Here is a 25124-nt window from a genome sequence, read left to right as displayed (position 1 = left end):
TGGAGCAGGGCAATGCTCCAAGCGATACACACGAATAAGCGTTAAGCGGTGAAACCACCGTCTACGGCCAGGGAGGCTCCGGTGATGAATTGGCTCTGGGCTTGTGCAAGATAGGCGACGGCGGCCGCAATCTCCTGCGGGTGTGCATATCGTTTGACGGCCATTAATTCCAGCTCTGCCTGAACTGCGGGTCCATTAGCGGGGTTCATGTCTGTGTCGGTCGAGCCGGGGTCAACGATATTGACGGTGATACCGCGTTCGCCGACCTCCCGCGCCAAGCCCTTGGTAAAACCTATAAGGGCAGATTTGCTCATGGCGTAGAGCGTTACGCCGCCATAGGGTACCCGTTGTGCGAAACAAGAACCGATGGAGATGATGCGTCCACCTGAGCCCATGTATGCAAGCGCGGCCTGAGAGGCGACAAATACGGCTCTTACGTGGATGGCCAAGGTGTCGTCGATTTCCTGGAGCGTGGCGCCTTCAATGGCACCGGCATAAAACACTCCCGCGCTATTGACGAGTATATCCAGCCGTCCTAGTTCCTGGACTGTCTGATTTACCGCCTCGCGTACCGCATGCGGGTCGCGGCTATCTGCTTTGAGGCTCAGAACCCGGCCAGTTTGGCCGTTCAGTTTGTTGGTCAAAACTTTGGCGGCCTGATCCGATGCAGAGTATGTGAAAGCAACGTCGGCCCCCTCTTGGGCGAGGCGTTGAACAATTGCAGCACCAATGCCGCGAGATCCTCCAGTTACGAGGGCGACTTTGCCATGAAATTGCATTGCTTATCCTTTTTTGTACCGATCGGTTAAAAAAATATAAATCCATTCGTTTGGTTTGGCAAGGATTTTGTACTGATCGTTTAAATAAGGTTCTGCAAGTAATGTTTCTGGCCTGGCTCTCCAGGGAAACGGCTTTCATCCGCTGTTATCCGCGAGCAGCTGGGGGAGGTGTGATGCAAGCTTGGCTGTTTTTCTACGTCTTGCTCTGGCCTGCGGGAAAAGCCTGTGCGGGCGCTCGAGCCAGCTCCATAAACGCCTGCAGATAGTCAATCACCGCCTCCGTTTCCCTCATCCCCAGGAAGATCTGCTTGGCGATCCCGTGCTTGCCTAACTTGACTGGCACAACATCCAGCTTCTCTGCATATTCTTCCACCAGCCATCGCGGCAGCGCGGCTACTCCACGTCCACTAGCCACCATCTGCATCATGATGTCTGTTGTCTCAATCGCCTTGTGGCGTCGGGGGGCGATGCCGGCGGGCAGCAGAAACTGGTTGTAGATATCCAGCCTGTCTATGTCCACCGGATAGGAGATCAGCACTTCCCGGTCCAGGTCTTTGGGTTTGGCATAGTCCACCTTGGCCAGTGCATGAGCTTTATTGACCACCAGCACCTGCTCGTAATCGAACACGGGCTCGAACTTCAGGCCTGGCTTGTAAAGTGGGTCTGGGGTGACCAGCAGATCAATCTCATAGCCAAACAGCGCGCCAATCCCGCCGAACTGGAATTTCTGCTTCACGTCCACGTCCACGTCTGGCCAGGCGCTGAGATACGGCGAGACGATCTTCAGCAGCCATTGATAGCAGGGGTGGCATTCCATGCCGATACGCAGTGATCCTCGCTCGCCTTGGGCGAACTGGCCCAGGCGTTCTTCGGCCAGATCCAGCTGCGGCAGGACGCGGTTGGCAACGGCCAGCAGATACTGCCCAGCTTGCGTCAATTGCAGGTTGCGGCCTTCGCGACGCCAGATTTCTGTGCCCAGTTGCTGCTCCAGTTTTCGCATGGTGTGGCTAAGGGCGGATTGGGTAACGTGCAGCACGGCAGCAGCGGCGGTCAGGGACCCTTGCTTGTCAACTTGCTGGACGACGGCCAGATGGATGCGCTCTAACATAATACGTGAATGATATTCATGGGTTGGTGAGATAAGACCATTTTACTTCATTGATTCGGCTTCCTACAATGCAAGTCATTCTTTAATCCACTGGCCTATTGAGAGCAGCACATGACGACGATTCATAATCTTGGCTTTCCGCGCATTGGCGCCAAACGGGAACTGAAGTTCGCTTTGGAGTCCTACTGGAAGGGCGAGTCTTCGCGTGACGAACTCAAGATGCTGGGCGCTCAACTGCGCCAGCGGCACTGGGAGAGCCAGGCCGGTCTGGACCTGGTGCCCGTTGGAGATTTCTCTTTTTACGATCAGGTGCTGGATGCCAGCTTCTTGCTGGGCAACCTGCCCGAGCGTGTGCAGGGCTTTCATGGTGACGAGCTGGATAACTATTTCCGCGTAGCACGGGGTCGTTCGGCCAAAGGTCTGGAAGATCACAGCGCCTGCTGCGGTGGCGTGGCTGCCGGTGAAATGACCAAATGGTTCGACACCAACTATCACTACATCGTCCCCGAATTTACGGCTGACACCCAGTTCAAGCTGGACGCCTCCCGTTTGTTGGAGCAGCTGGCTGAAGCCCAGGCGCAAGGCGTGAAAGCCAAGCCTGTGATTATTGGCCCCGTGACTTATCTGGCACTGGGCAAGGCCAAGGATGAATCCAACAAGCTGGCCTTGTTGGATCGCTTGCTGCCCGTGTATGTCCAATTGCTGGATACGCTGGCTAAAGCAGGCGTGGAGTGGGTGCAGATTGATGAGCCTATTCTGGTTACCGAACTGGATGCCGATTGGCAGCAAGCGTTCAAAACCGCTTATCAGCAACTGAAGGCTGCTGGCGTGAAGTTGCTGGTCGCGACTTACTTTGGTCAGCTGCTGGAAAATGCCGCTTTGGCCGCCAGCTTGCCTGTCGCCGGTTTGCATGTGGATGCCATCAATGATCGTGATGGCGTGGATGCACTGCTCAAGCTTTTGGGTGATGAGAAGGTCTTGTCCCTGGGCGTGATCAATGGTCGCAATATCTGGAAAACAGATTTGACCGCCGTGCTGGACTGGGTTGAGCCCATCGCCAAGCAACTGGGCGACCGTTTGTGGATTGCTCCTTCCTGCTCGCTGCTGCACGTGCCGGTTGATCTGGACAGCGAACAAAAGTTGGATGCTGATGTGAAGTCCTGGTTAGCCTTTGCTTTGCAAAAGCTGGGCGAACTACGGGTATTGGGTAAAGCCTTGAGCCAAGGTCGTGATGCCGTCAAGGCAGAACTGGCCGAGAACCTGGCCGCTTTGACTGCCCGTCGCAACTCGCCCCGGGTGAACAATCCTGCGGTGAAAGCAGCGGTGGCTCGTATTTCGGCCGAGCTGGGCAAGCGCAAGAGCGTTTACGCACAGCGTGCCTCCAAGCAAGCTGAATTCCTGAAGTTGCCCGCATTCCCCACCACGACGATTGGTTCTTTCCCGCAAACGGTAGAAATTCGCCGTGCTCGTAGCGAGTTCAAGGCCGGTCGTCTGGACGAAAACAGCTACCAGGCCGCCATGCGTGCCGAGATTGAGCGCAGCGTACGTGAGCAGGAAAAACTGGGTTTGGACGTGTTGGTGCACGGCGAAGCCGAGCGCAACGACATGGTCGAATACTTTGGTGAACAGCTGGACGGTTACGCATTCAGCCAATTCGGTTGGGTGCAGTCTTACGGTTCGCGCTGCGTTAAACCACCCATCCTGTTTGGTGACATCAGCCGTCCTCAAGCCATGACGGTGGAGTGGATCACCTACGCCCAGTCCCTGACCCAAAAACCCATGAAGGGCATGTTGACCGGCCCTGTGACGATTTTGAACTGGTCCTTTGTGCGTGATGATCAGCCTCGTTCGGCTTCTTGCCTGCAACTGGCGCTGGCCATTCGCGAAGAAGTGCTGGATCTGGAAAAGGCCGGTGTGCATGTGATTCAGATCGACGAAGCCGCCTTGCGTGAAGGCTTGCCACTGCGTAAATCGCAATGGCAAAGCTACCTGGACTGGGCCGTGGAAAGCTTCCGCATCACCGCCAACGGCGTGGGTGACGAGACGCAAATCCACACACACATGTGCTACTCGGAATTCAACGACATCATTTCCTCCATCGCTGATATGGATGCGGACGTGATCACCATTGAAACCAGCCGTTCGGACATGGAGTTGCTGGAAGCCTTCGAAAACTTCCAGTACCCCAACGAGATCGGCCCTGGCGTGTACGACATTCACTCGCCCAATATTCCGACCGAGCAGCACATTGTGAATTTGATGAAGAAAGCCGCCGAGCGCGTGCCAGCAGAACGTCTGTGGGTGAACCCCGACTGCGGTCTGAAGACACGCCAATGGGCTGAGGTGATTCCAGCTTTGACCAATATGGTGGCCGCAGCGAAAGCATTGCGGGCAAGTACCTGATCCGATCAGGAGTGAGTTTGGCGGAAGGTCCCGGCCAAATGCCGGGACTTTTTTTGAGGGCGATTCAACACTGTTTTCTGGCTTCACCAGGAAGAAGAGAGCAAGCAGTACAGCCCCCGAAGCAGATCCGACAAACAGTGCAACATATACATAAATAAGATGAATTTATTTTTCCAGATCAGTGGCTGGGCTGAAAATAAATTCGAGATTGAAATCAGAAATTAGGGCATACATAAAAATGAACAAAGAATTCGCGTTCAGCATCAAAAGCATCCGTTTTGATGAAAACTACCGTCCATCCGACAACACACGCATCACCACCAATTTTGCCAACTTGGCCCGTGGTGAAAGCCGTCAGCAAAACCTGCGCAATACCCTGAAGATGATCGACAATCGCTTCAACAATCTGGCCCATTGGGACAACCCGAATGGGGATCGTTACTCGGTTGAACTGGATATTGTGTCAGTTGATATTGATGTTGAAGGCAATGGCTCTACATTCCCTACCATCGAAATCCTGAAAACCAATATCGTTGACCACAAGGAAAACAAGCGTATTGAAGGGATTGTGGGCAACAACTTCTCTTCGTATGTGCGTGATTACGATTTCAGCGTGGTTCTGCTGGAGCACAACAAGAACAAAAATGGTTTCAGCGCTCCGGAAGGCTTTGGTGACTTGCATGGCAAGTTGTTCAAGGCTTTCGTGAACTCCACGCTGTATCAGGAAAACTTCAACAAATCCCCCGTGATTTGCCTGAGCGTGTCCAGCAGCAAGGTCTACCACCGTACAGGTAATCAGCATCCCGTATTGGGCGTTGAATACCAGCAAAATGAGTTCTCGCCGACCGATGAGTACTTCGCAAAAATGGGTCTGCAGGTTCGTTATTTCATGCCCCTAAATAGCGTTGCGCCGTTGGCTTTTTACTTCCGTGGCGATTTGCTCAGTGACTACACGAATCTGGAATTAATCAGTACCATCAGTACGATGGAGACATTCCAGAAAATCTATCGACCCGAGATTTACAATGCCAACTCGGCAGCAGGAATGCGCTATCAGCCCAGCCTGAAAAATGCGGATCATTCGGTTACGCAAATTGTCTACGATCGCGAAGAACGTAGCCGTCTGGCGGTTGAGCAGGGCCGGTTTACTGAAGAAAGTTTTATCAAGCCATACAAAGTGATTCTTGATCAATGGGCAGCCAGTTACGCGCTTTGATTCATCAAAAACAACAAGGTTATTTATTATGAAAAAATTGCTACCCACCTCCACCGCTGGCAGTTTGCCTAAACCCTCCTGGCTTGCTGAACCCGAGAAACTTTGGTCGCCCTGGAGACTGGAAGGTGAGGACCTGGTCGAAGGCAAGAAAGATGCACTGCGCTTGTCCTTGCAAGAACAATTGCATGCCGGTATCGACCTGATTAGCGACGGCGAACAAACCCGCCAGCACTTTGTCACCACCTTCATCGAGCATCTGGAAGGTGTGGATTTTGAAAAGCGCGAGACCGTGCGTATTCGTGACCGTTACGATGCCAGCGTGCCAACCGTTGTGGGTGCCGTGACTCGTCCCAAATCCGTGTTTGTGGATGATGCCAAATTCTTGCGTCAGCAAACCTCGCAGCCGATCAAATGGGCGCTGCCTGGCCCCATGACCATGATCGATACGCTGTACGACAACCACTACAAAAGCCGTGAAAAACTGGCTTGGGAATTTGCCAAGATCCTGAACCAGGAAGCCAAAGAGCTGGAAGCCGCAGGCGTGGATATCATCCAGTTTGACGAGCCCGCTTTTAACGTGTTCTTTGACGAGGTGAACGACTGGGGTATTGCTACTCTGGAACGTGCCATCGAAGGTCTGAAATGCGAAACCGCCGTGCACATTTGCTACGGCTACGGCATCAAGGCCAACACGGACTGGAAAAAGACTCTGGGTTCGGAATGGCGGCAGTACGAAGAGTCCTTCCCGAAGCTGCAGCAATCCAAGATCGACATCATTTCTCTGGAATGCCAGAACTCCCACGTTCCCATGGATTTGATCGAACTGATCCGTGGCAAGAAAGTGATGGTTGGTGCCATTGACGTGGCCACCAACGTGATTGAAACCGCTGACGAAGTGGCCAACACACTGCGCAAGGCGCTGAAGTTTGTGGACGCTGACAAGCTGTACCCCTCCACCAACTGCGGTATGGCACCTTTGCCACGCGCCGTGTCTCGTGGCAAGCTGCACGCCCTGAGCGCCGGTGCTGAAATCGTTCGTAAGGAACTGTCGGCCTGATAGGCTTGATACCTGCACGCTAGCGAGTTCAGGCTGCCCCCAGCAAACAGTATTGATGGTTTCGCCATCGCTGTTGCTGGGGGCAGTTTTATTGGCGCTGCTGATTTTGTCGCTTCAAATAACAGATGCTCCCAAGCAACCTGCAAGCTCAGTAGGTGAGTCTTCTGACAGCTCTGGCCAAAGAAATTCTTGTCCACCACAAAGAAATGAATTAGGATTCACTCATGTAATGAATCAGAGTTCACTTCTTTATGGCCTATCGTCAAACTCCCGCCGTTGAAGCCCGTCTGCAAGACAATCGCAGCCGTATTCTGGAAGCGGCTCGCGTTTTGGTCAGTGAAGGTGGCTGGCAGGAAGCGCAGGTAGCCAGTGTGGCGGCCGCAGCCGGTATTGCCACGGGGACGGTCTATCGTTACTTCCCCTCCAAGGCCGAGCTGTTCGCGGAAGTTCTGTCGCTGGTGTCCCAGCGTGAGGTTGATGTGCTCACGGACATTGCGCAGGCGGATGGTTCTTCCATGCTGCGCCTGCATGCCGCTGTCTCCACGTTCGTGAAGCGTGCCATGCGTAATCCTCGATTGGCCTATGCCTTGATTGCCGAGCCTTGCGATAAGGAAATCGACGCGGCTCGTCTGGTGTATCGCGCCGCGATCAGCCAGGTCATCCACTCCCTTGTTTCCACAGGTCAGGGCGCTCAGGAAATGCGCCAGGATGTGCAGCCCGATATTGCGGCGACTGTCATTGTGGGCGGTTTCATGGAAGGGCTGATTGGCCCGCTTTCTCCTTTAAGCCGTCAGCAGCACGATGGTACGGACAGTTACCAGCGCCAAGTGGCCGCGCTGGCTGACCAGATTGCCCAGATGGCGTGCGCCAGCGTGGCAGTCCTTTCTGCCACTCCTTAGAAAAACAGTTCGGAGACAACCATGAACCAAGCGCTTCCCTCCAGCATTTTGAATGCGCCCGAGGACCGTTACAGCACGCATCAGGTTTTGAATCAGGCTCTGCCCGCCAGTGGTTTCAATGCTTTTACGGGAGATCAGGTTTTAACTGAGGCCATTCGCCGCGAAACCCCTTGGGCTGCATCGCGTTGTCAGGCCTTGGGGGCGGTGGCTGGTGATGAAAATGTTCAGGAGTTGGCCCGTTTGGCGAACCGTCATATCCCTGAACTTAAAACGCATGATCGTTTCGGCAACCGGATTGATTGGCTGGAATTTCACCCCAGCTGGCATGAGTTGATGACCCTGGCCTGGCAGCACGAGGTGCCGAATTTAAGCTGGCGTACGCAAGAGAAAAACGGCCACTTCGCTCGTGCGGTCTTGTCCTATCTGTGGAATCAGGTGGAGCATGGTACGGGCTGCCCGACCGGCATGGCGTATGCGGCGTATGCCGGTTTCGAGGCTGAACCTGCTTTGGCGATCTGGGCGGACAAGCTCAAAGGGACGCGCTACGAATACAGTCGTCGCGAAGTGGGGGACAAGCCCTCGGTGGTCATTGGCTATGCGATGACAGAAAAGCAGGGCGGTTCAGATCTGCGCGAGACGCAGACTACTGCGCGCTTCTCCCATAGCGCGGATTATCACGGCGCTACGGCGCATTGGTATGAGCTGACGGGGCATAAGTGGTTTTGCTCAGTGCCGCAGTCTGATGGTTTTTTTACGTTGGCTAAAGTCAATGGCGGTGTTACCTGTTTCTTCTTGCCCCGTACCTTGCCGGACGGCAGCTATAACCGCTTTTTTGTACAACGCTTGAAGGACAAGGCGGGTAATCGTTCCAACGCGTCCAGTGAAGTGGAATATGCGGGTACGCTGGCAATTCGCGTTGGGGAAGAAGGGCGCGGTATTCGGGAAATTCTGTCGCACTCGCATTTGACGCGTCTGGATTTTGCTATTGGCTCGGCGGGTTTGATGCGGCAGGCGCTGACCTTGGCCCTGCGTCACACGACATCACGCAAGGCTTTTGGAACCTCCATTGCCGATCGGCCCATGATGAGCAATGTGCTGGCGGATATGACGGTAGAAGTGGAAGCGGCAACCTTGATGTCCTTACGCGTGGCCAAGGCCACTGATCTGATGCAAAGCAGTGAACACGAAAGGCTGCTGGCTCGGGTGGCCACGCCTGCGGCTAAGTACTTCAATTGCTCGCGTGCACCCTCCATTGCGAATGAGGCTTTGCAATGTCACGGCGGCAATGGTTTTATTGAAGAAAACCCCATGGCCCGTGTGTATCGAGAGGCCCCCTTGAACAGTGTTTGGGAGGGGACGGCGAATATGATGTGCATGGATGTGCGGCGCGCCATGATCAGAGATCCGCTTACGGTGGAGGCGGTTTTCAATGAAATCAGACCCTTGGCTGGGCAAGACAAGCGATTCGATGCACTGGTACAGCACACTGAGCGTTTGGTTCGGGCGGCAATCGAGGATGAGTTTCTGGCCCGCCCCATGACCGAAGCCGTCGCCCGCGTCTTGCAGGCGGCCGAGCTGCTGCGCTATAGCTCTCAAGAAGTGGCGGATGTGTTTTTAAGTACGCGTTGCGGCGGGGAAGTGGGAGCTTGGGGAGCGCATTACGGTACCTTGGGAACGATGGCATCTTCGTCAGTCGCGCAGAAAATTATGCGCAGAGCGATGGTGACAGATTGATTTGTGCTGTTCGCAGAGCCTGGAGGGAGCAGGGGCTATCTGGATCAAGTCCGGGATAGCCCTTGTTCTTTGGAGTCCGACGGCTTTGCACGTAATGCAGCGTCAGTCTTACGCTGCTGTGCAGACCCTTAATCGGTGTCCATCCGGGTCCAGTGCAACGAATGTGCGCCCAAAAACGGCTGTCATGGGCTCTTGCTCTATGGTGATACCCGCTGTCACCCAGGTTTGATACAGCTGATCAACAGCCGCATCATCGTCCACTAAAAAAGAAAGCTCGGAGCGATGCCCAGTTCCGGATGAGACAAAGCTGGCTGCTTGGGTAGACCACAAACCCAAGGTCAGGCCCTTGTTCAGTTCAAACGCGACATAGGTGGGGAAGGATTCAGCGGGCGCTTTTTGAAGCAGCTTTTCATAGAAAAGGCTGCTGGCGGCGGGGTCTTGGACATAGAGCAGCAAAAGGTTTGGGTGATTCATGATCGCTCCAACAAGGTGATTGAGCAGATCATTATGGGTGACCATGCTGCCAAAAAATGGCAGTATCTGGCATGGCCCGAGCAGAACGACTTCTTTCCCTTTTACAAGTGCTACGCCGACACAAGCGCCCGGTGAGTGGTGCGCGGCTGGCCCAAGAGTTGGGTGTCAGCATTCGGACCTTGTATAGGGACATTGCTTCCTTGCAGGCGCAAGGTGCCGATATAGAAGGGGAGCCGGGAGTCGGTTATGTGCTGCGACCTAGTTTCATGCTGCCACCCTTGATGTTTTCTCAAGCAGAGCTGGAGGCCTTGATACTGGGTTTTCGCTGGGTAGAAAAGTTTGCGGACGAGCCGCTGACCAAAGCGGCTGGCGATGCCATGGCCAAGATCTCTGCGGTCTTGCCCGATAGCTTGAGAGACGGCCTGGACAGCACCGCTTTACGGGTTGGGCCTAGAGTGATTCAGGATGCTGAGCTTGTTGATCTCGGCATTGCGCGTACAGCGATTCGTTTGCAGCGCAAGCTGCGCATCACTTATATAGACGGGGCAGACCAGGAATCGGAGAGAGTGATCTGGCCTTTTTCCTTGGGCTACTTTCAGCACTTCCGGATTCTGGTGGGTTGGTGCGAATTGAAAGGGGACTTCCGGCATTTCCGGACGGACAGGATACAGGGCTTGGTCTGTCTGGAGGAGTCTTATCCCCGACATCGGGCTGATTTGTTCAAGCAGTGGCGGGCAACACAAACAGAGCTAAGCTACGTGCCTGACACCTGACACCTGACACCAGACTCCAGACTCCAGACTCCTGTGACCTTGCTTTGTGAAAACCAGTTTCTCTGTCCTGGTCGTCAAGCCCTCCTTGTAAGAGGGTTTTTTCTTGGTCAATTATTGTTATGTTATAACATATCAGAATTGACAGAAGTCCTCTGCAAGGAACTGCCCATTGATGCCTCAAGGAAGAAGAGAAATGACGATGACCCTCGATAACACGCCAGTCGATCCCGCAGCCCGCATTCCCGTAACAGTTTTGTCCGGTTTTCTGGGGGCGGGCAAGACGACTTTGCTGAACCACATCCTGAACAATCGCGAAGGCCGCCGCGTGGCCGTCATCGTGAACGATATGAGCGAGGTCAATATTGATGCCGCTTTGGTTCGTGACGGTGGTGCCGAGCTATCGCGCACCGATGAAAAGCTGGTGGAAATGAGCAACGGCTGTATTTGCTGCACCTTGCGCGAGGACTTGTTGTTGGAGGTGGACCGTCTGGCCAAAGAAGGGCGTTTTGATCAGTTGGTCATTGAATCCACCGGCATTTCAGAGCCACTGCCCGTGGCTGAAACGTTCACCTTTGAGGGCGAGGATGGCCGTTGCCTGGGTGAAGTCGCGCGCTTGGATACTATGGTCACGGTAGTGGACGCCTTTAACTTCCTGCGCGATTACAGCTCGCAAGACAGCATCCAGTCCCGTGGCGAATCCTTGGGTGAAGAAGACGCGCGTACTGTTGTGGATCTGTTAATTGAGCAGATCGAGTTCTGTGATGTGCTGGTTCTGAACAAGATTGATTTGATCAGCGAGCCAGAACGCGAGCGCCTGATGGCCATTCTGAACAGTCTGAATCCTCGTGCTCGTATTGAAACAGCCGAGTTCGGCCAGGTGCCCTTGGACCGCGTTCTGAACACCGGCTTGTTCGATTTTGAAGAGGCTTCCAAGGCCCCAGGCTGGCTGCAGGAATTGCGTGGCACTCATACCCCGGAAACCGAAGAGTACGGCATAGGCAATTTTGTTTATCGTGCACGCCGCCCATTCCACCCGCAGCGTTTCAAGGAACTGGTCGAAAGTGAATGGCCTGGGGTGGTGCGCTCCAAAGGCTTTTTCTGGTTGGCAAATTTCCCCACTCTGGCGGGCTCCTGGTCCCAGGCTGGTGCGGTGGCTCGCTATCACGTGGCGGGGTACTGGTGGGCATCCATGCCGCCTGAGCGTTGGCCGGAGGATCCCGAAGCGGTAGCGCTGATCAAGGAGAAATGGGATGAGCGGGTTGGGGACGCGCGTCAGGAGCTGGTTCTGATTGGCATGGATATGGACGAGGCCGCATTGCGCGCCCGTTTCGATGCCTGCCTGTTAAACGATGAAGAAATGGCCAGCGGCCCCAGCACCTGGACCACATGGACGAATCCGTTTTCAGACTGGCCTTGATGGAATTGAGGTCTTGCCAAGTCCCTGTCGGCCAGAGCAAGACCTTTTGATTGGATGTTGAGTATGACTGTTGTACTTCCCGACCCGGCTCTGAACGATTCCAGCTATGGTCTGACTCCGCTTTCCTGGGTGGGCATGGAGGAAATCGACTTACCCATTACCGTGGTCGAACCGGGCTATACGCGCCAACTTCATGCGCGTGTGGATGCCCAGGTGGATTTGCCGCTGGCGCATGTGAAAGGGATACATATGTCCAGGCTGTACCGCTTGCTGAATGATGTGCCACCAGAGCAAGCCTTGTCACCGTTGGAGTTGCGACGTCTTTTACAAAGCATGGTGGATAGCCAGGAGGACTGCGGTACGCGCAGTGCGCGCTTGGGTTTCAGCTTTGATTTACTGGTGCGACGGCCTGCCTTGGTGACGCAGAAGCTGGCAGGCTGGAAGTCCTATCCCGTCGTGCTGGAAGCCAGACTTTTGGACGGTATCTTTGTGTGCAAGGTGCAGGTTCAGATTGGCTATTCGTCGACCTGTCCTTGTTCGGCTGCGCTGGCTCGGCAGTTGATTGAACAGGGCTTTATGCAGGCCTTTGGAAAGCAGCCTGTCTTGCACGCTGATGAGGTAGCTGCCTGGCTGCATAAGCACGCCAGTCTGGCCACTGCACATAGCCAGCGCAGTCAGGCTCTGGTTCAGGTTGAAGTAGCGGAAGATAGCGAGAATTTTGGGTTTTTAGCCTTGATTGATCGTGTTGAAAAGGCACTGGCAACACCCTTGCAAACCGCCGTCAAACGGGCCGACGAGCAGGCCTTTGCGGCCTTGAATGGCCAGAACCTGATGTTTGTGGAGGACGCAGCGCGTCGTATAGAAGCGGCCTTGGCGGGCTATCAGAACCCTGGTATTCAGGTCCGCCATCTGGAGAGCCTGCATCCCCATGACGCGGTGGCGTTCAAGACTCCTTTGTCAGCAGAGATGTCTCTTTCAGGGCTTAAGGAAGGCGTGGTGCTATGAGTGTTTTAGCCCTTATTGATCCTTGCCACACACAGCGGCAACATCAAACTTTCTTGCTGCTGGAGCAGGCCAGCAAGATCACGATCAGCCCGTCTGACCTGATGCTTCGCTCCCGTCTTTCGGAGCGGCGATGAAAGCCTTTCTTGTCTCTGTCCTGGTCCTGCTGGTTCGCGGCTACCAACTTTTTATCAGCCCATTGCTGGGGCCACGCTGCCGTTTTTATCCGACTTGTTCTCAGTATGCGATTCAGGCTTTGCGAACGCATGGCCCCTTCAAAGGAACCTGGCTGGCCGCACGGCGTATTGTCCGTTGCCACCCTTGGTATCCGGGCGGGCACGACCCTGTTCCGGCTCTTGGTGATCAGGACAGCCACACATCCAAGCATTCAGGAGACGGCCGTGGATAAGGGAGCCGCGCAAGAGCCCATAGCCCAAGTCCAGCAATCCATTGTGGACAGCTTCCAGTGCCTGGGTAACTGGATGGCGCGCTACGAATATCTGATTGATCTGGGACGCTCCTTGCCGGACTTCCCGGACAAATGGCGTACGGAGGCGAACCGCTTGCACGGCTGTCAGGCACAGGTCTGGATGGTCGCTGAATTGCGTGATCACAGCTTGTTTTTTCAGGCTCGTAGTGATTCCGCCATTGTCACGGGCTTGTTGGCTTTATTGATGAAGGTGTATTCGGGGCGTCCGCCTGAAGAAATCATCTCCCATCCCCCCGACTTTTTACGGGCAATTGAACTGGAGCAGCACTTGTCACCGAATCGCGCCAATGGCCTGTTTCACATGATGGAGCGGATTCGTTTGACGGCACAAGACGCTCTGGATGCGGAAGTTGTAAAGGCAAAACCATGACGCTAGAAACCCCGAAGGTTCCTACCTCCCGAACCGCAGAGACGACCAAGCAGCATGATCTGCGTCATGCCGATTTGCTGCTCTGTGGCGGCACGGTGCTCACACCTAACGGTGCCGAGCGCATCGACATCGCCTGTGTACAAGGCCGGATTATGGCTCTTGGTGATTTGCGGCCCGGCTGGAGTGCAGACTGTGTGCTGGACCTTACGGGGTTGCACGTATTGCCAGGGGTGATCGACAGTCAGGTGCATTTCAGAGAGCCAGGGCTGGAGCATAAGGAGAATCTGGAGGCGGGTACACGGGGCGCGGTCCTGGGCGGGGTGACTGCGGTTTTCGAGATGCCTAATACCCATCCCTTGACCTTGGGAGCTGCCGATTTGCAAGCCAAGCTGGATGCCGCCCAAGGCCGCAGCTGGTGTGATCACGCCTTTTATATTGGTGGCTCGGCCTTGAATGCCGAGTCTTTGCAGGAACTGGAGCAGCTCCCAGGTTGTGCAGGCATCAAGGTCTTTATGGGCAGTTCCTTTGGAGACCTATTAGCGGATGAGGACGAAGTCCTGCGCCGCATCTTGCGTCATGGCCACAGACGAATGGCGGTGCATGCGGAGGACGAGGCCAGGCTGCGTGAACGCAAACATATCGCTCTGGATAGTGGTGACGTGCGCCAACACCCCGTTTGGCGTGATGTGGAAAGTGCCTTGAAGGCCACCCAACGCATTGTTCGTCTGGCGGCAGAGGTGAATCGCCGTTTGCATGTGCTGCATGTGTCTACCGCAGAGGAAATGCAGTTTCTGGCCGCACACAAACACCGAGTGACAGTAGAAGTGACCCCGCATCATTTAAGCCTGCAAGCCCCGGAATGCTACGAGCGTCTGGGCAGTCTGGCGCAAATGAATCCGCCGGTGCGCGAGCAAGCCCATCAGGACGCGCTATGGCAGGCGATCCGCTCGGGTGTGGTGGATGTTATCGGCAGCGATCATGCGCCCCATACCTTGTTGGAAAAATCCCAGGCCTATCCCGCTTCACCCAGCGGCATGACTGGCGTGCAAACCTTGCTGCCCGTGATGTTGAACCATGTCCATGCAGGCCGTTTAAGCCTGCAACGGCTGGTGGATTTGACCAGTGCCGGGCCTGCCCGGATTTTTGGTCTGGAAGGCAAGGGACGCATTGCTGTGGGCTTTGATGCGGATTTCAGCATCGTGGATTTGAAGGCGCGCCGCCGTATCCGCAATGACTGGATTGCCAGCGTCAGTGGCTGGTCTCCCTACGATGGCATGCCGGTTGTGGGTTGGCCGATTCACACCATTGTTCATGGCCATTGTGTTGTTCGTGATGAAGCCTTGGCAGGGCAGGCGCAAGGCAGGCCGCTGCGTTTTCTGGAAGTCCCTTAGCCGCCAATTCAGCAAGGAGTGCGCCATGACGGATTCAAAAGAGCTTAAAGAGCGTGGCCTGAAGGTGACCACCGCTCGTATCCAGATTCTTGAGATTTTTCAGGCCCCCGGTATTCGTCATTTGACGGCGGACGATGTGTATCGCCAATTGATCCGACAAGGCAGCGAGATTGGTCTGGCGACCGTCTATCGCGTGCTGACTCAATTGCAACAGGCAGGCTTGTTAAAGCAGGTTTATTTCGAATCCGGCCGGGCGCTCTATGAGCTGGATGACGGCGAGCATCATGATCACCTGATCTGCACGGACTGCGGGCGTGTGCAGGAATTTCATGACAAGGCTATCGAGCAGCGACAGAAAGCGATTGCTCAAGAACGGGGTTTTCAGATTCTGGAACATAGCCATGTGCTGTATGGCCGTTGCCTGAAACCCGACTGCGAATATCGCCCGGAACCCATGATGACAAGGAAGAAACGTGAAGACTAAAGGACAAGACACAAGGTCTGCTGAAAATACGGCAGTACAAATGAGCCGCCGAATTTCGGTAGAGCAAGTGGAAGAGGGTCACGAACTGGCCCCCAAGTTTGACGAGCATGGCCTGATTGCCTGCATCACGACAGACGCTAATAATGGCGAGGTCTTGATGCTGGGTTACATGAACCGGGAAGCCCTGGAAAAAACCATACAGACAGGTGAAGCCCATTACTGGAGCCGCTCGCGTCAAATGCTCTGGCATAAAGGTGCCAGCAGTGGACTGGTGCAGACGGTAGAGGAAATGCGTATCGACGACGACCAGGACGCCGTGTGGCTACGTGTGCGGGTAGCCGGTTCCGGGGCCAGTTGCCACGTGGGCTATTACTCCTGTTTCTACAGACAAGTGCCGGTTGGTGCTGAACATAGCAAGGATCAGAATCTGGTCTTTGTGGAGTCCGCCAAGACCTTTGATCCCCAAGAAGTGTATGGGGATGTGCCCAATCCTACTGTGCTTTAGCGCTTGTTACTGCGTGTGAGGATCGATGAGTTCTGGCTTGGCCTGAGAACACCGGGGTTTTATAGGAAAGCGCTAAAAAGCCGAGCATTTCTGCTCGGCGTCTTTTCTTGTTTTCAGCTGGGTGCAGCGTTCAAATTAGTACCTGAACGAACCAGTACACTTTTGTTAGGCCTTGGCCAAGGCCCCCAGCTTTTTCTGACTGTTCGAGCGCCAGAATGAGTAGCTCAGCCCCAGAATCAGCAAGATGCACGCAATGATAAAGACCATGCTGATCGGGCGCTCCAGGAAGATCATCGGATCACCACGTGACAGCAGCAGGGCGCGGCGGAAGTTTTCTTCTACCATCGGTCCCAAGACAAAGCCCAGCAGCAAGGGGGCCGCCTCAAAGCGCAGGCGCATGAAGAAGTAACCCAGCACCCCAAACAGCAGCACGATATTCACATCGAACAGGTTGTTGTTGGTGCTATAGACACCCACGCACACAAAGAACAAGGCAGCGGGGTACAGGTACTTGAAGGGCACGGACAGCAGGCGCACCCACATGCCGATCAAGGGCAGGTTCAGCACCAGCAGCAGGATGTTGCCCACCCAGAAACTGGCGATCAGGCCCCAGAACATATCGGCGTGCTCGACCACCATTTGCGGGCCAGGCTGGATGCCGTGAATGATCAGCGCGCCCAGCATCAAGGCCATGACCGGGTCGCCGGGAATGCCCAGGCTCAGGGTAGGAATGAAGCTGGTCTGGGTAGAGGCACTGGTGGCGGCTTCGGGCGAAGCAATGCCCTCAATCGCACCACGTCCAAAGCGCTCGGGGTTCTTGGCAACTTTCTTTTCCGTGGCGTAGGCAATGAAAGACGCAATGGTCGGGCCTGTGCCGGGCAGAATCCCGAAAGCTGCACCAATGGCAGTACCGCGCACCAGAGCGCCTTTGGATTGTTTGATATCGCCTTTTTCCGGACGCAGGGAGCGGGTGGAAACTTTACCAATGGCCTTGGTGTGGCCGCTATTGATCCGGTTGATGTTCTTCAGGAAGTCCGCAATACCGAACAGCCCCATGGCCAGCGCCACAATCTGCAAGCCGTCCTGCAGTTCCGGGATATTGAAGTCAAAGCGCGAGACACCACTGTTCACGTCTGTACCGACCACACCAAAGATCAAGCCCATGACGACCATGGCCACGCCCTTGATGGCAGAACCTTTGGCCAGGGTGGCACCAGCCAGCAGGCCCAGCATCATCATGGAAAAGTATTCAGCCGGGCCGAACTTGAAGGCGATATCGACCAAAGCGGGCGAGAACAGAATCATGGCCAGAATGCCGATGGTGGCGCCAAAAAAGGAGGACAACATCAACATGAACAGGGCCGACCCGGCCTTGCCGTTACGAGCCATGGGGTTGCCGTCCAGACACGCCACCGCGTGCGAGGCGGTACCGGGCAGGTTCAACATGATGGAGGTAATGCCGCCGCCGTACTGGGAACCGTAGTAAATACCGGCCAGCATGATCAGGGCGGCGGTAGGGGTCATGGCGTAGGTCAGGGGCAGCAGGATGGAGATGGCTGCCAGCACCCCCATGCCGGGCAGCACCCCGATCAGGTTCCCCATGAACACGCCAAACACGGCCCACATCAGGTTGTCCAGTTGAAAGGCAACGCTAAAGCCGTGCATCAGGTTAGATAGAATTTCCATGGCTTAGCCCCAAGTGAACAGGGGGAATTGCAGCTCCAGCCCCCAGGAGAAAATAACCACACCCAGCAGCGTCACAAAAATGGACAGCAGCAGGGCAGTGAGCCAGGAATGTTCTTTGTCGCCCATGGCAGAGATGAACACCAGGGCAAAGGTGGCGGGAACCAGTCCGCCGTAGCGACCCAGAATAATGAAGGCGATGATGCCGCTCACAATCGCCAGCCAGCCACGCCATTGCGGCGGGCCGTAGTCTTCTTCCTGCTCATCGTCGTGTGCGGCGGTCTCTACAAACAGGTACAGCGCGCCCAGCACAATCATCACGATGCCCAGCAGAAACGGGAAGTAGCCCGGTCCCATGCGGGCCATGGTGCCCAGGGAGTATTTCTGTCCCATCAGGACGGTAAATACGCCCACCCCCACCATCAGGCCGGCTGAATAATATTTTTGTCTGCTCATGAATCTCCTCATTCCCCTAAAGCAAGCATGATTTTTATAAACCCTGAAAAGAGCAATTAAAAATGAGGCTAGCTTAGCGGAGCAGGAGATGGCTTAGGGTGACAGTTTCATTACCTTTTGGTCATGTTTGAATGGGCTGGTAAGGCTTAAACAGGCAGCACAATGGTGACTTTCAAACCGGATACCCCTTTGGAGAAAATCAGCTCGCCCCGGTGTAATTCAATAATGGCGGCAACACTGGTTAATCCCAATCCAAAACCTTCGCTGTCATTATTGAATCGATAAAAATACTTGCCCAAATTTTCGTATTCGCTTTCCGGTAATCCGGGGCCGTCATCTTCCACAATGATGGCGATTTTATTGTCAAAGCGTTTTTTAATTTCAACACTGGCATGGGAATGGGCGTATTTAACGGCGTTATCCACCAGATTGGCTAAAGCGCTGGCTAATAAATTGCTGTCACCATTAATAATGACCCTATCGATTTTCTTTTTCTGCAACGTGACGCCTTTTTCTTCAGCGAAGAAGCTGTACAGGTCCAGCACGTCCTCGGCAATCACTTCCAGATTGCAGGCCTTAAAGTTCTGTCTTTGCACACCGGCATTCAGTTCGGCAATTTGCAACAACTTGCCCAGCAGGACACTCAGGTTTTCTACTTCTTCAATCGCGTCTTGCTGTGCCTCCCGGACATGGGGCGGGACGCCGGGCAGGTTCTGGGTCTCGCGCAGCTTGCCAACAATACGGGTTAGTGGAGTGCGGATATTGTGGGCCACGGTATCGGAGATATGCCGTGCGCCTTGCATCAGGCTCTCGATCTTGTCCAGCATGCGGTTGATGTCGTGGTGGATCAGGCCAAAAACGTCCTCGCTCTCGGAGGTGATGCGCTTGGAAATGTCGCCCGCGCCCACTTGTTCGGTCAGCAAGCGGATGCGGCCCACGCGGTATTTCAGCTCATTGCTGAATACATAGGCCCCCAGAATCACCAGCATCAAGGCCAGAATCATGGAGGTGACGATGATGCGGCTGAGCATGGCACGCAGCTCGATCAAGGTGCCCAGCTCGTGGCCGACCACCAGGGTTTCGCCGCCAGACAGCTTGGTGACGCGGACATTGCCTTCGGACAGGGCGTCGATATGCTTGATCTGCACTTCCACCACTTGTCGTTCGGGCAGATTGTCCAGACCGGGAATTTCGCTGATATTGCCCACCAGGGTGTGGTTGAATTCATCCAGCAGCAGATAGATTTCCTGGCCCGAATCAATCCGGTCTGACAGGGTCAGCTCGATCATGCGCAGGATCTCTTCGCGCCCGCCCACTTCGTAGGCAATACTAAGCCGCTGCACGGCGACGTTAATCTGCCGCAGGTGCTCGTCGCGCAAGGCCCCAAACACCTGAACATAGAAAAAGCCGATTAAAAACAGCGTGGTGAAGATGGCCAGGATGCTGTAGTTCAGGGTCAGCCGGAAGGAGGTGGACTCCCACAGGCGTTTGATGAATTCAATCATCGCAGCGCTTTAGCTTGAATCCGTCGATGCTGTCCTTGTCGCTCAGTACATAGCCACGGCCACGCACGGTATGGATCAGGGGCGTCGCGCCTTCCTTGTCCACTTTGCGCCGCAAACGGCTGACCAGCACATCAATGACATTGGATTGCGGGTCAAAGTTATAGCCCCAGACCACTTCCAGCAGCATGGTGCGGGTAACGATCTTGTGGCTATTCATCAGCAGGTAGGACAGCAGCTTGATTTCGCGTGGTTGCAACTCCAGCACCTCGTCCCCACGGGAGATTTTCTGGTTGCGGATATTCATGACCAGATCATCCACCTGCAAATTCTTGATTTCCGCACTGTCACTGCTGCGGCGTATCAGGGCATGCAAGCGGGCGGCTAATTCCTGAAAGGAAAAAGGCTTGATTAAATAATCATCGCCACCGGCTTTTAAACCATCCACTTTATCGTCCACGCCGGATAAAGCGCTTAATACCAATACAGGAACTTTTTTACCTAAAGATCGCAAGGTAAAAAGAATGGAAAGACCATCAACATTGTTGGGTAACATGCGATCAAGAATAATCACATCCCATACATCTTTCATGGCATTTTCCAAACCGGAAACGCCATCATGACTGGCCACCACCGAATAACCCAGCTCGGATAAGCCATTCACTAAATACCGGGCGTTTTCCCGGTCATCTTCAATCAGTAAACAATTCCACATTTGGCTTCCCGGAGCTTTATGAGCTGGCAGACTCATCCATTAAAGAAATGGATTGATCAAAAAGGCTGATGCCGACTATGAGGCGAACATGACAAAACGGTAATGTTTGATGTCAGGAAATATAAAAATTACTTCATCCTGTTAAACCCGTTTGTGCTCTGAATTATAGGAGTAATTAGTCAGCACATTATTCTAGTAAAAATTCCGGGGCTGTCGGGCTGAAAATCTAGAACTGCACCGGGAGCCTGTCCTTTCAGAGGCTTGTAGGCCCGGCTGAACGTCGCCTGCAAGGTGTAGCCTAAACGCTGGGCGAAGGCGACGTGGGACAGGTAGGATTGGCTTGCTAAATGCAGGGTCGGCCCTATTTCTGGGTTTACGGTGTCCTTATAGGCTCTGTCTGCGGCCACAAAGCATGGAAGTGATGGACCGGACCTTGCCCCAGGCCGATCTGCAATTGATCAGCCGCGGCCAAAGCGCCATTCAGGTATTCCTTGGCCAAACCCACCGCAGTTGGCACGCTGCGGCCCGGTAGCAGCGCGGCAATGGCGGAGGATAGTGAGCAGCCCGTGCCATGCGTGTTGCGTGTCGGGATGCGGGGCGACTGAAAAACATGGCTTTGCCCCTGGCCTTGCAGCAAATCCACACTGTCCGGGCCGTCCAGATGGCCGCCCTTGAGCAGCACCCACTCAGGGCCCAGCAAGCACAGTTCGCTTAAGGTGCTGTGCATCTCTTGCAGCGAGGCGGGTTCCGGTTTGTGCAGCAGATCGCCCGCTTCGGGCAAGTTGGGGGTTAGCAGGGTGCACATGGGCAGCAGCTTGTCGCGCAAGACGGACACGGCTTCAGGGCTCAGCAAACGATCCCCGCTTTTGGCGACCATGACCGGGTCCAGCACAATCGGGCAGTCCAGGCCGTGATGGTGCAGGCGGTCTGCAATTGCTTCCGCAATCCCTGCATTGGCGATCATGCCGATCTTGATGGCATCCACGCGCACATCCTCAAACACCGCGTCCAGCTGGTCCGCCACAAACTCCGGCTCCAGCGCCACAAAACGCCGCACGCCCTGGGTGTTTTGCGCGACTACGGCCGTAATCACGCTCATGCCGTAGGTGCCCAAGGCGTACATGGCTTTCAGATCAGCCTGAATACCAGCACCGCTGGTCGGGTCCGTGCCCGCAATACTCAATACATTGGGAATCATGCCTGGCCTGCCTGATCTTGAGTGGCAGCCAATGCCAGTGCCTGACGGGCAACTTGGACTACATCAAAGCTGTGTGCCACATCCAGGCTGTCCAATTCGGCATTGCTGAACCAGCGCGCGTCCAGAGCGTCATCGCCTGCCTGCGGCTCACCTTGTTGCCAGCGAAACAGCACGGCAATCAGGATGAAGTGCGAGTAGGCCAAAGGTGTGGCGCTGGGCTCGCGGTCAAACACATCCAATGCATCAAAGACCTGCAAGGCCTGGCCTTGTACGCCGGTTTCTTCGGCCAGTTCCCGATGGGCCGCCGCCATGATGGTTTCACCCGCGCGAATCTTGCCGCCTGGAAAGGCCCAGCGTCCGGCATCGGGCCGATTGGCGCGGCGTATCAGCAAAATCCGGTCTTGATGGATGACGGCAGCCAGGGTGGCGGCAACTGGGCCGACGGGGGAGGGAGAGTGGTCAGAAGACAAGATAGCAACTCCTAGTCAAGGATAGCCATCCGGCAGCAAGCGGCGAGCAGGTACATACCCGTCCCTTCGCCGGCATGACCCGGATCAGGTTCAACGGGTCACTGCGGTGCAATCTGGCCAGGCAGTTTCTCAGCCTGCTCGCCAGGCTCCCCTCGGTGAAAAGACCGTTCCTGTAAAAACGGTCTGGGCGAGTATACCTGTCTTTAGCCTATAACTCCCCCGTCAAAAACTGCGCTCGCCCACGCCCGAAGGACCAGTCAGCATCGCTGTTTTCTACCAGAGCGATGATCAGATCATTGGGCGACACACCACAGTTCTGTTCCAACCGTTCTGCCAGCAAGCGGTAGAACTGGACTTTCTGGATCTCGCTGCGGGGGCGGGACACGATGTGCAGCAGTACCACCTTGTCGCTACGCGGATAGCCCAGGCCAGTGTCTTCCAGTATCAGCTCGCCGGGACGATGCTGGGTCACGCACTGGTAGCGGTCGCTGGCGGGAACATCAAAGGCTTGCACCATGGCTTGATGCGCGGTGTCCAGCAGCAGGCGCAGTTCTTCGTCGTTGCGGCCTTGGATCAGATCAAATTTCAGTAGTGGCATGATGGTTCATTCTTGATTGAGAGGGCGGTCTGCAAGGCCGCCGGAAGTGAGAGCCATATCGTCGTAAATCAGACGTTCGGCTTCGATTAGCAAGTTCGATAACTGCTGATAGGCAGCGGCCCATCCATCTATGAGCTCGTTGCTTGTCATCCTCGCGATCAGCTCTTCGCGTATGGCTTGCAGCTGGCAAGTGTCCATCATTGGGTCATGCTTGGGCTGGATCTGCAGAGCGAGGTGATTGTTGGCGATCTGGCTGACCAAGGGGCTTATCGGTGGGGAGTCGCGCAGTATCAATTCATAAAAATAGGTGGTCAGGGCTTTGCTGCCGCTTGCCAGCAGCGGGGCAGCGGTCCTGATGATGTCGCGTTGAGCGTCCGTCACCATAAGAATCAAAAGCCGGGCAAGATGTAGCTTTTTTCACAGTGGTCAAGATAGACAGTAAGGTGAGTCATGGTTTCAGTCTCCTGGTTTGAGGTCGGGATAGCAGTGCTATCGATAGGGAAGATAGAAGACTGAATGAATCAAGTAAAATGATGAATAGTGATTCTATGAATCACTAATGATGATAAAAAACCGATTCATGTAAGCGAGGCCTGGGTGAACCTGCGGTTTTCTTGCGAACTACCTGCGGATAGGGCTCATTGCCGTTGGCTGGTTTGATGATGAAGGTTGCACGCCTGCCACGTGACTTACTGAGAAGAATCTTATGTTCATCAATCATTAAAAAAGATTTCATTCATCAGCATTGATCATTTTACTTGATCGATGGCTATGCCTATCGTCAAGGCTCCTAAACGACGGTTCTTGGCACAGCCAAGGTTCCAAGGCCACTGTGACACAGGCCCAGGCCAGCAGATCACTCTTGGTATTGCACTGTAGAGGATTTGCCCCCGGCGACCTTTTCAAGGAGCTAATCATGCAATTGCGAGACAACGGACTCAGGTTCTCGCCCATCACCATTGTGCTGCACTGGCTTGTAGCGGCCTTGCTGTTTTCCATTCTGGGCTTGGGGGTGGCCATTGCCCAAAGCCCCGGCGAGGCGCGGCTGGTGCAGCTGCAAAATCTGCTGGGGACGCTGCTGTTCCTGATTTCCATCTACCGCTTCTGGGCGCGGGTGACGTCTTTTCACCCCTTGCCGGTGGGGTCGCCCAATCCGGTGGAAGTGATTGTGGCCCGTTCCGTGGCGACAGCCCTGGCCTTGGCGATGGTGCTGTTGCCAGTCGCTGTCTGGTTGTCCCGTGCGGCGGCTGGAGTGGCGGTGGAGCTGCCCGGTGGTCTGGCTTTGCCTACCTTGATCCGCCCGAATGAGCAGGTCAAAGCCGTGGTTGATGTGCTGTTCAATATTGGCGCCACGGCCTTTTTGGCGGGGCTGGCCTTGCATCTTTTCGGGGCATTCAAGAACCATTTTGTACTGAAGAATCTGGCCCTGCGACGCATGCTGGGCAAACAGGTGGAGTTGTAAATCATGAGCGAAGCAAATCGAGACTTTGCGGGCAATATCATCACGGAGATGTGCAGTGTGCAGTATCCGATTTTTCTGGCGGGCATGGCTGCGATTTCCGGGCCGCAACTGGTGGCGGCGGTAGCGAATGCGGGCGGCTTGGGTGTGCTGGGCGGCTTGCGTCTGGCTCCCTTGATGCTGCGTAAATGGCTGCGGGAAACCAGGGCGCTGACGGACCAGCCTTTCGGGGTGAATGTGGTGCCGCAGTTTGGTGGCCCGGAGGTGTTCGAAGCCCAGTTTCAGGTGATCTTGCAGGAGCGGCCCCGCATCCTGTCGCTGTTCTATGCCGAGGACTATTCCGCCGACATGATTCCCCGCGCCAAAGACGCCGGCATGATCGTGATGGTGCAGACCGGCACGGCGGCCTTGGCTCGCAAAGCGATTGCGCATGGGGCTGACATTATCGTCGCCCAAGGCAGTGAGGGTGGTGGCCACCTGAATCGCGGCACGATTGGCCTGATGTCGTTGTTACCCGCGATTCTGGACTGTGCGCAAGGCCGTCCCGTACTGGCGGCAGGCGGGATTACTACTCGCCAGGATGTCAGGGCGGCCATGATTCTGGGGGCGTCCGGCGTATTGGTGGGCACGGCCTTTCTGGCCAGCGAGGAGTCCAATGCACACCCGCTTTATAAGCAAAAGATTCTGGAAGCCAGCACGGACGATACGGAATATCGCACCGGCTATTCCTTTGGCTGGACCTATGGCACGCCGCATCGCGTGATTCCCAACCGTGACAAGTGGAATGTGCTGCGTCTGGTCGGGGGTGGGGCGCGGGCAATTGATAAGGACCGAATGGCCAGGAAACTGTCTTTGTATGCCGGTCAGGGCGTGGGCAAGATCCACAGCATTGTGCCAGCGGCAGAGCGGGTCGCGGAGCTGGCCTTGGGCTTGTCCTGACG

At 55.1% G+C, this 25124-nt stretch carries 26 protein-coding genes and 1 riboswitch; of the genes, 15 read left to right on the top strand and 11 right to left on the bottom strand.

Features of this window, described 5'->3' with window-relative positions; all coding sequences use genetic code 11:
• Window positions 1-41: 41 nt before the first annotated feature.
• Window positions 42-779: an SDR family oxidoreductase gene (locus tag Q9R35_RS08670; protein WP_311219686.1), complete on the bottom strand. Its 738-nt coding sequence runs from the start codon at window positions 777-779 to the stop codon at window positions 42-44.
• A 193-nt stretch (window positions 780-972) separates the two neighbouring features.
• Entirely contained in the window at window positions 973-1887 is a 915-nt protein-coding gene (locus tag Q9R35_RS08665) for a LysR family transcriptional regulator (RefSeq protein ID WP_311219685.1), read from the bottom strand.
• 111 nt (window positions 1888-1998) lie between these two features.
• On the opposite strand from Q9R35_RS08665, the gene metE reads away from it, so the two are divergent.
• The 5 genes from metE to Q9R35_RS08640 all read left to right on the top strand — a co-directional run bounded on the left by metE (window position 1999) and on the right by Q9R35_RS08640 (window position 9196).
• A complete protein-coding gene (metE, locus tag Q9R35_RS08660) occupies window positions 1999-4290 on the top strand; it encodes a 5-methyltetrahydropteroyltriglutamate--homocysteine S-methyltransferase (RefSeq protein ID WP_311219684.1) in 2292 nt (763 codons plus the stop codon).
• 238 nt (window positions 4291-4528) lie between these two features.
• Window positions 4529-5506 carry a DUF1852 domain-containing protein gene (locus Q9R35_RS08655; protein WP_311219683.1) on the top strand — a complete coding sequence of 326 codons (978 nt, stop codon included), beginning with the start codon at window positions 4529-4531 and terminating at the stop codon, window positions 5504-5506.
• A 28-nt stretch (window positions 5507-5534) separates the two neighbouring features.
• Window positions 5535-6563: a methionine synthase gene (locus Q9R35_RS08650; protein WP_311219682.1), complete on the top strand. Its 1029-nt coding sequence runs from the start codon at window positions 5535-5537 to the stop codon at window positions 6561-6563.
• A gap of 251 nt (window positions 6564-6814) precedes the next feature.
• Window positions 6815-7462 carry a TetR/AcrR family transcriptional regulator gene (locus Q9R35_RS08645; protein WP_063692544.1) on the top strand — a complete coding sequence of 216 codons (648 nt, stop codon included), beginning with the start codon at window positions 6815-6817 and terminating at the stop codon, window positions 7460-7462.
• Between the two features lie 21 nt (window positions 7463-7483).
• The gene (locus tag Q9R35_RS08640) at window positions 7484-9196 is read left to right on the top strand and encodes an acyl-CoA dehydrogenase family protein (protein WP_311219681.1); all 1713 of its coding nucleotides are present in this window, start codon (window positions 7484-7486) and stop codon (window positions 9194-9196) included.
• Between the two features lie 108 nt (window positions 9197-9304).
• Here Q9R35_RS08640 and Q9R35_RS08635 read toward each other — a convergent pair whose 3' ends face one another.
• Entirely contained in the window at window positions 9305-9670 is a 366-nt protein-coding gene (locus tag Q9R35_RS08635) for a VOC family protein (RefSeq protein WP_063692549.1), read from the bottom strand.
• A 71-nt stretch (window positions 9671-9741) separates the two neighbouring features.
• Between Q9R35_RS08635 and Q9R35_RS08630 the strand changes: the two genes are divergently transcribed.
• From Q9R35_RS08630 to hisI, 8 genes are all read left to right on the top strand, one after another.
• Entirely contained in the window at window positions 9742-10443 is a 702-nt protein-coding gene (locus tag Q9R35_RS08630; RefSeq protein ID WP_063692802.1) for a YafY family protein, read from the top strand.
• A gap of 193 nt (window positions 10444-10636) precedes the next feature.
• Window positions 10637-11860: a zinc metallochaperone GTPase ZigA gene (zigA, locus tag Q9R35_RS08625; protein WP_311219680.1), complete on the top strand. Its 1224-nt coding sequence runs from the start codon at window positions 10637-10639 to the stop codon at window positions 11858-11860.
• 63 nt (window positions 11861-11923) lie between these two features.
• Window positions 11924-12865 carry a GTP cyclohydrolase FolE2 gene (gene folE2, locus Q9R35_RS08620; RefSeq protein WP_311219679.1) on the top strand — a complete coding sequence of 314 codons (942 nt, stop codon included), beginning with the start codon at window positions 11924-11926 and terminating at the stop codon, window positions 12863-12865.
• A 130-nt stretch (window positions 12866-12995) separates the two neighbouring features.
• A complete protein-coding gene (gene yidD, locus Q9R35_RS08615; protein WP_311219678.1) occupies window positions 12996-13271 on the top strand; it encodes a membrane protein insertion efficiency factor YidD in 276 nt (91 codons plus the stop codon).
• On the top strand, window positions 13264-13722 hold the full coding sequence (locus Q9R35_RS08610) for a SufE family protein (RefSeq protein WP_311219677.1): 459 nt from the start codon (window positions 13264-13266) through the stop codon (window positions 13720-13722). Before yidD ends, Q9R35_RS08610 begins: the two co-directional genes overlap by 8 nt.
• Window positions 13719-15113 (top strand): dihydroorotase, encoded by a 1395-nt coding sequence (locus Q9R35_RS08605; protein ID WP_311219676.1) that lies wholly within the window; start codon window positions 13719-13721, stop codon window positions 15111-15113. Before Q9R35_RS08610 ends, Q9R35_RS08605 begins: the two co-directional genes overlap by 4 nt.
• Before the next feature lie 25 nt (window positions 15114-15138).
• Window positions 15139-15597 (top strand): ferric iron uptake transcriptional regulator, encoded by a 459-nt coding sequence (gene fur, locus Q9R35_RS08600; RefSeq protein ID WP_042479909.1) that lies wholly within the window; start codon window positions 15139-15141, stop codon window positions 15595-15597.
• Between the two features lie 40 nt (window positions 15598-15637).
• Complete coding sequence (gene hisI, locus Q9R35_RS08595) at window positions 15638-16102, top strand: phosphoribosyl-AMP cyclohydrolase (RefSeq protein ID WP_042479912.1); 465 nt, start codon at window positions 15638-15640, stop codon at window positions 16100-16102.
• A 165-nt stretch (window positions 16103-16267) separates the two neighbouring features.
• Here the strand turns inward: hisI and Q9R35_RS08590 are convergent, their stop codons facing one another.
• The 8 genes from Q9R35_RS08590 to Q9R35_RS08555 form a co-directional block, all read right to left on the bottom strand.
• Window positions 16268-17788 carry a tripartite tricarboxylate transporter permease gene (locus Q9R35_RS08590; RefSeq protein WP_045931534.1) on the bottom strand — a complete coding sequence of 507 codons (1521 nt, stop codon included), beginning with the start codon at window positions 17786-17788 and terminating at the stop codon, window positions 16268-16270.
• Window positions 17789-17791: 3 nt separating this feature from the next.
• Entirely contained in the window at window positions 17792-18241 is a 450-nt protein-coding gene (locus Q9R35_RS08585; protein ID WP_125304259.1) for a tripartite tricarboxylate transporter TctB family protein, read from the bottom strand.
• Between the two features lie 146 nt (window positions 18242-18387).
• The gene (locus tag Q9R35_RS08580) at window positions 18388-19746 is read right to left on the bottom strand and encodes a HAMP domain-containing sensor histidine kinase (protein ID WP_311219675.1); all 1359 of its coding nucleotides are present in this window, start codon (window positions 19744-19746) and stop codon (window positions 18388-18390) included.
• Window positions 19739-20458, bottom strand: coding sequence for a response regulator transcription factor (locus tag Q9R35_RS08575; RefSeq protein WP_035274335.1), 720 nt, complete (start codon window positions 20456-20458; stop codon window positions 19739-19741). Before Q9R35_RS08575 ends, Q9R35_RS08580 begins: the two co-directional genes overlap by 8 nt.
• 373 nt (window positions 20459-20831) lie before the next feature.
• A complete protein-coding gene (gene thiD / locus Q9R35_RS08570) occupies window positions 20832-21656 on the bottom strand; it encodes a bifunctional hydroxymethylpyrimidine kinase/phosphomethylpyrimidine kinase (RefSeq protein ID WP_197313783.1) in 825 nt (274 codons plus the stop codon).
• A complete protein-coding gene (locus tag Q9R35_RS08565; protein ID WP_311219674.1) occupies window positions 21653-22126 on the bottom strand; it encodes an NUDIX hydrolase in 474 nt (157 codons plus the stop codon). The genes thiD and Q9R35_RS08565 overlap by 4 nt, the downstream gene beginning before the upstream one ends.
• Before the next feature lie 44 nt (window positions 22127-22170).
• Window positions 22171-22289, bottom strand: a riboswitch (TPP riboswitch).
• A 45-nt stretch (window positions 22290-22334) separates the two neighbouring features.
• Entirely contained in the window at window positions 22335-22724 is a 390-nt protein-coding gene (locus Q9R35_RS08560) for a tautomerase family protein (RefSeq protein WP_086060638.1), read from the bottom strand.
• A 6-nt stretch (window positions 22725-22730) separates the two neighbouring features.
• Window positions 22731-23108, bottom strand: a complete 378-nt coding sequence (locus Q9R35_RS08555; RefSeq protein WP_311219673.1) for a hypothetical protein — start codon at window positions 23106-23108, stop codon at window positions 22731-22733.
• A 532-nt stretch (window positions 23109-23640) separates the two neighbouring features.
• Here Q9R35_RS08555 and Q9R35_RS08550 point away from each other — a divergent pair.
• Window positions 23641-24186 carry a cytochrome b/b6 domain-containing protein gene (locus tag Q9R35_RS08550; protein ID WP_311219672.1) on the top strand — a complete coding sequence of 182 codons (546 nt, stop codon included), beginning with the start codon at window positions 23641-23643 and terminating at the stop codon, window positions 24184-24186.
• Window positions 24187-24189: 3 nt separating this feature from the next.
• Window positions 24190-25122, top strand: coding sequence for a nitronate monooxygenase (locus Q9R35_RS08545; protein WP_311219671.1), 933 nt, complete (start codon window positions 24190-24192; stop codon window positions 25120-25122).
• The last annotated feature ends 2 nt before the right edge of the window (window positions 25123-25124 follow it).

This window comes from Alcaligenes sp. AB3, assembly GCF_031844565.1.
Classification (GTDB): Bacteria; Pseudomonadota; Gammaproteobacteria; order Burkholderiales; family Burkholderiaceae_B; genus Alcaligenes; species Alcaligenes faecalis.
This window is presented reverse-complemented; position numbering and strand designations above follow the sequence as displayed.

Bases quoted from the DNA above. Each gene is read 5' to 3' on its own strand.
- folE2 (WP_311219679.1), top strand. From the start codon at position 11,924: ATGACTGTTGTACTTCCCGACCCGGCTCTGAACGATTCCAGCTATGGT.
- Q9R35_RS08630 (WP_063692802.1), top strand. From the start codon at position 9,742: ATGGCCCGAGCAGAACGACTTCTTTCCCTTTTACAAGTGCTACGCCGA.
- Q9R35_RS08635 (WP_063692549.1), bottom strand. From the start codon at position 9,670: ATGAATCACCCAAACCTTTTGCTGCTCTATGTCCAAGACCCCGCCGCC.
- Q9R35_RS08605 (WP_311219676.1), top strand. From the start codon at position 13,719: ATGACGCTAGAAACCCCGAAGGTTCCTACCTCCCGAACCGCAGAGACG.
- Q9R35_RS08560 (WP_086060638.1), bottom strand. From the start codon at position 22,724: ATGCCACTACTGAAATTTGATCTGATCCAAGGCCGCAACGACGAAGAA.
- thiD (WP_197313783.1), bottom strand. From the start codon at position 21,656: ATGATTCCCAATGTATTGAGTATTGCGGGCACGGACCCGACCAGCGGT.
- Q9R35_RS08585 (WP_125304259.1), bottom strand. From the start codon at position 18,241: ATGAGCAGACAAAAATATTATTCAGCCGGCCTGATGGTGGGGGTGGGC.
- Q9R35_RS08555 (WP_311219673.1), bottom strand. From the start codon at position 23,108: ATGGTGACGGACGCTCAACGCGACATCATCAGGACCGCTGCCCCGCTG.
- Q9R35_RS08575 (WP_035274335.1), bottom strand. From the start codon at position 20,458: ATGTGGAATTGTTTACTGATTGAAGATGACCGGGAAAACGCCCGGTAT.
- Q9R35_RS08670 (WP_311219686.1), bottom strand. From the start codon at position 779: ATGCAATTTCATGGCAAAGTCGCCCTCGTAACTGGAGGATCTCGCGGC.
- Q9R35_RS08665 (WP_311219685.1), bottom strand. From the start codon at position 1,887: ATGTTAGAGCGCATCCATCTGGCCGTCGTCCAGCAAGTTGACAAGCAA.
- Q9R35_RS08640 (WP_311219681.1), top strand. From the start codon at position 7,484: ATGAACCAAGCGCTTCCCTCCAGCATTTTGAATGCGCCCGAGGACCGT.
- hisI (WP_042479912.1), top strand. From the start codon at position 15,638: ATGAGCCGCCGAATTTCGGTAGAGCAAGTGGAAGAGGGTCACGAACTG.
- Q9R35_RS08645 (WP_063692544.1), top strand. From the start codon at position 6,815: ATGGCCTATCGTCAAACTCCCGCCGTTGAAGCCCGTCTGCAAGACAAT.
- zigA (WP_311219680.1), top strand. From the start codon at position 10,637: ATGACGATGACCCTCGATAACACGCCAGTCGATCCCGCAGCCCGCATT.
- metE (WP_311219684.1), top strand. From the start codon at position 1,999: ATGACGACGATTCATAATCTTGGCTTTCCGCGCATTGGCGCCAAACGG.
- Q9R35_RS08550 (WP_311219672.1), top strand. From the start codon at position 23,641: ATGCAATTGCGAGACAACGGACTCAGGTTCTCGCCCATCACCATTGTG.
- Q9R35_RS08590 (WP_045931534.1), bottom strand. From the start codon at position 17,788: ATGGAAATTCTATCTAACCTGATGCACGGCTTTAGCGTTGCCTTTCAA.
- yidD (WP_311219678.1), top strand. From the start codon at position 12,996: ATGAAAGCCTTTCTTGTCTCTGTCCTGGTCCTGCTGGTTCGCGGCTAC.
- Q9R35_RS08580 (WP_311219675.1), bottom strand. From the start codon at position 19,746: ATGATTGAATTCATCAAACGCCTGTGGGAGTCCACCTCCTTCCGGCTG.
- Q9R35_RS08655 (WP_311219683.1), top strand. From the start codon at position 4,529: ATGAACAAAGAATTCGCGTTCAGCATCAAAAGCATCCGTTTTGATGAA.
- Q9R35_RS08650 (WP_311219682.1), top strand. From the start codon at position 5,535: ATGAAAAAATTGCTACCCACCTCCACCGCTGGCAGTTTGCCTAAACCC.
- Q9R35_RS08545 (WP_311219671.1), top strand. From the start codon at position 24,190: ATGAGCGAAGCAAATCGAGACTTTGCGGGCAATATCATCACGGAGATG.
- fur (WP_042479909.1), top strand. From the start codon at position 15,139: ATGACGGATTCAAAAGAGCTTAAAGAGCGTGGCCTGAAGGTGACCACC.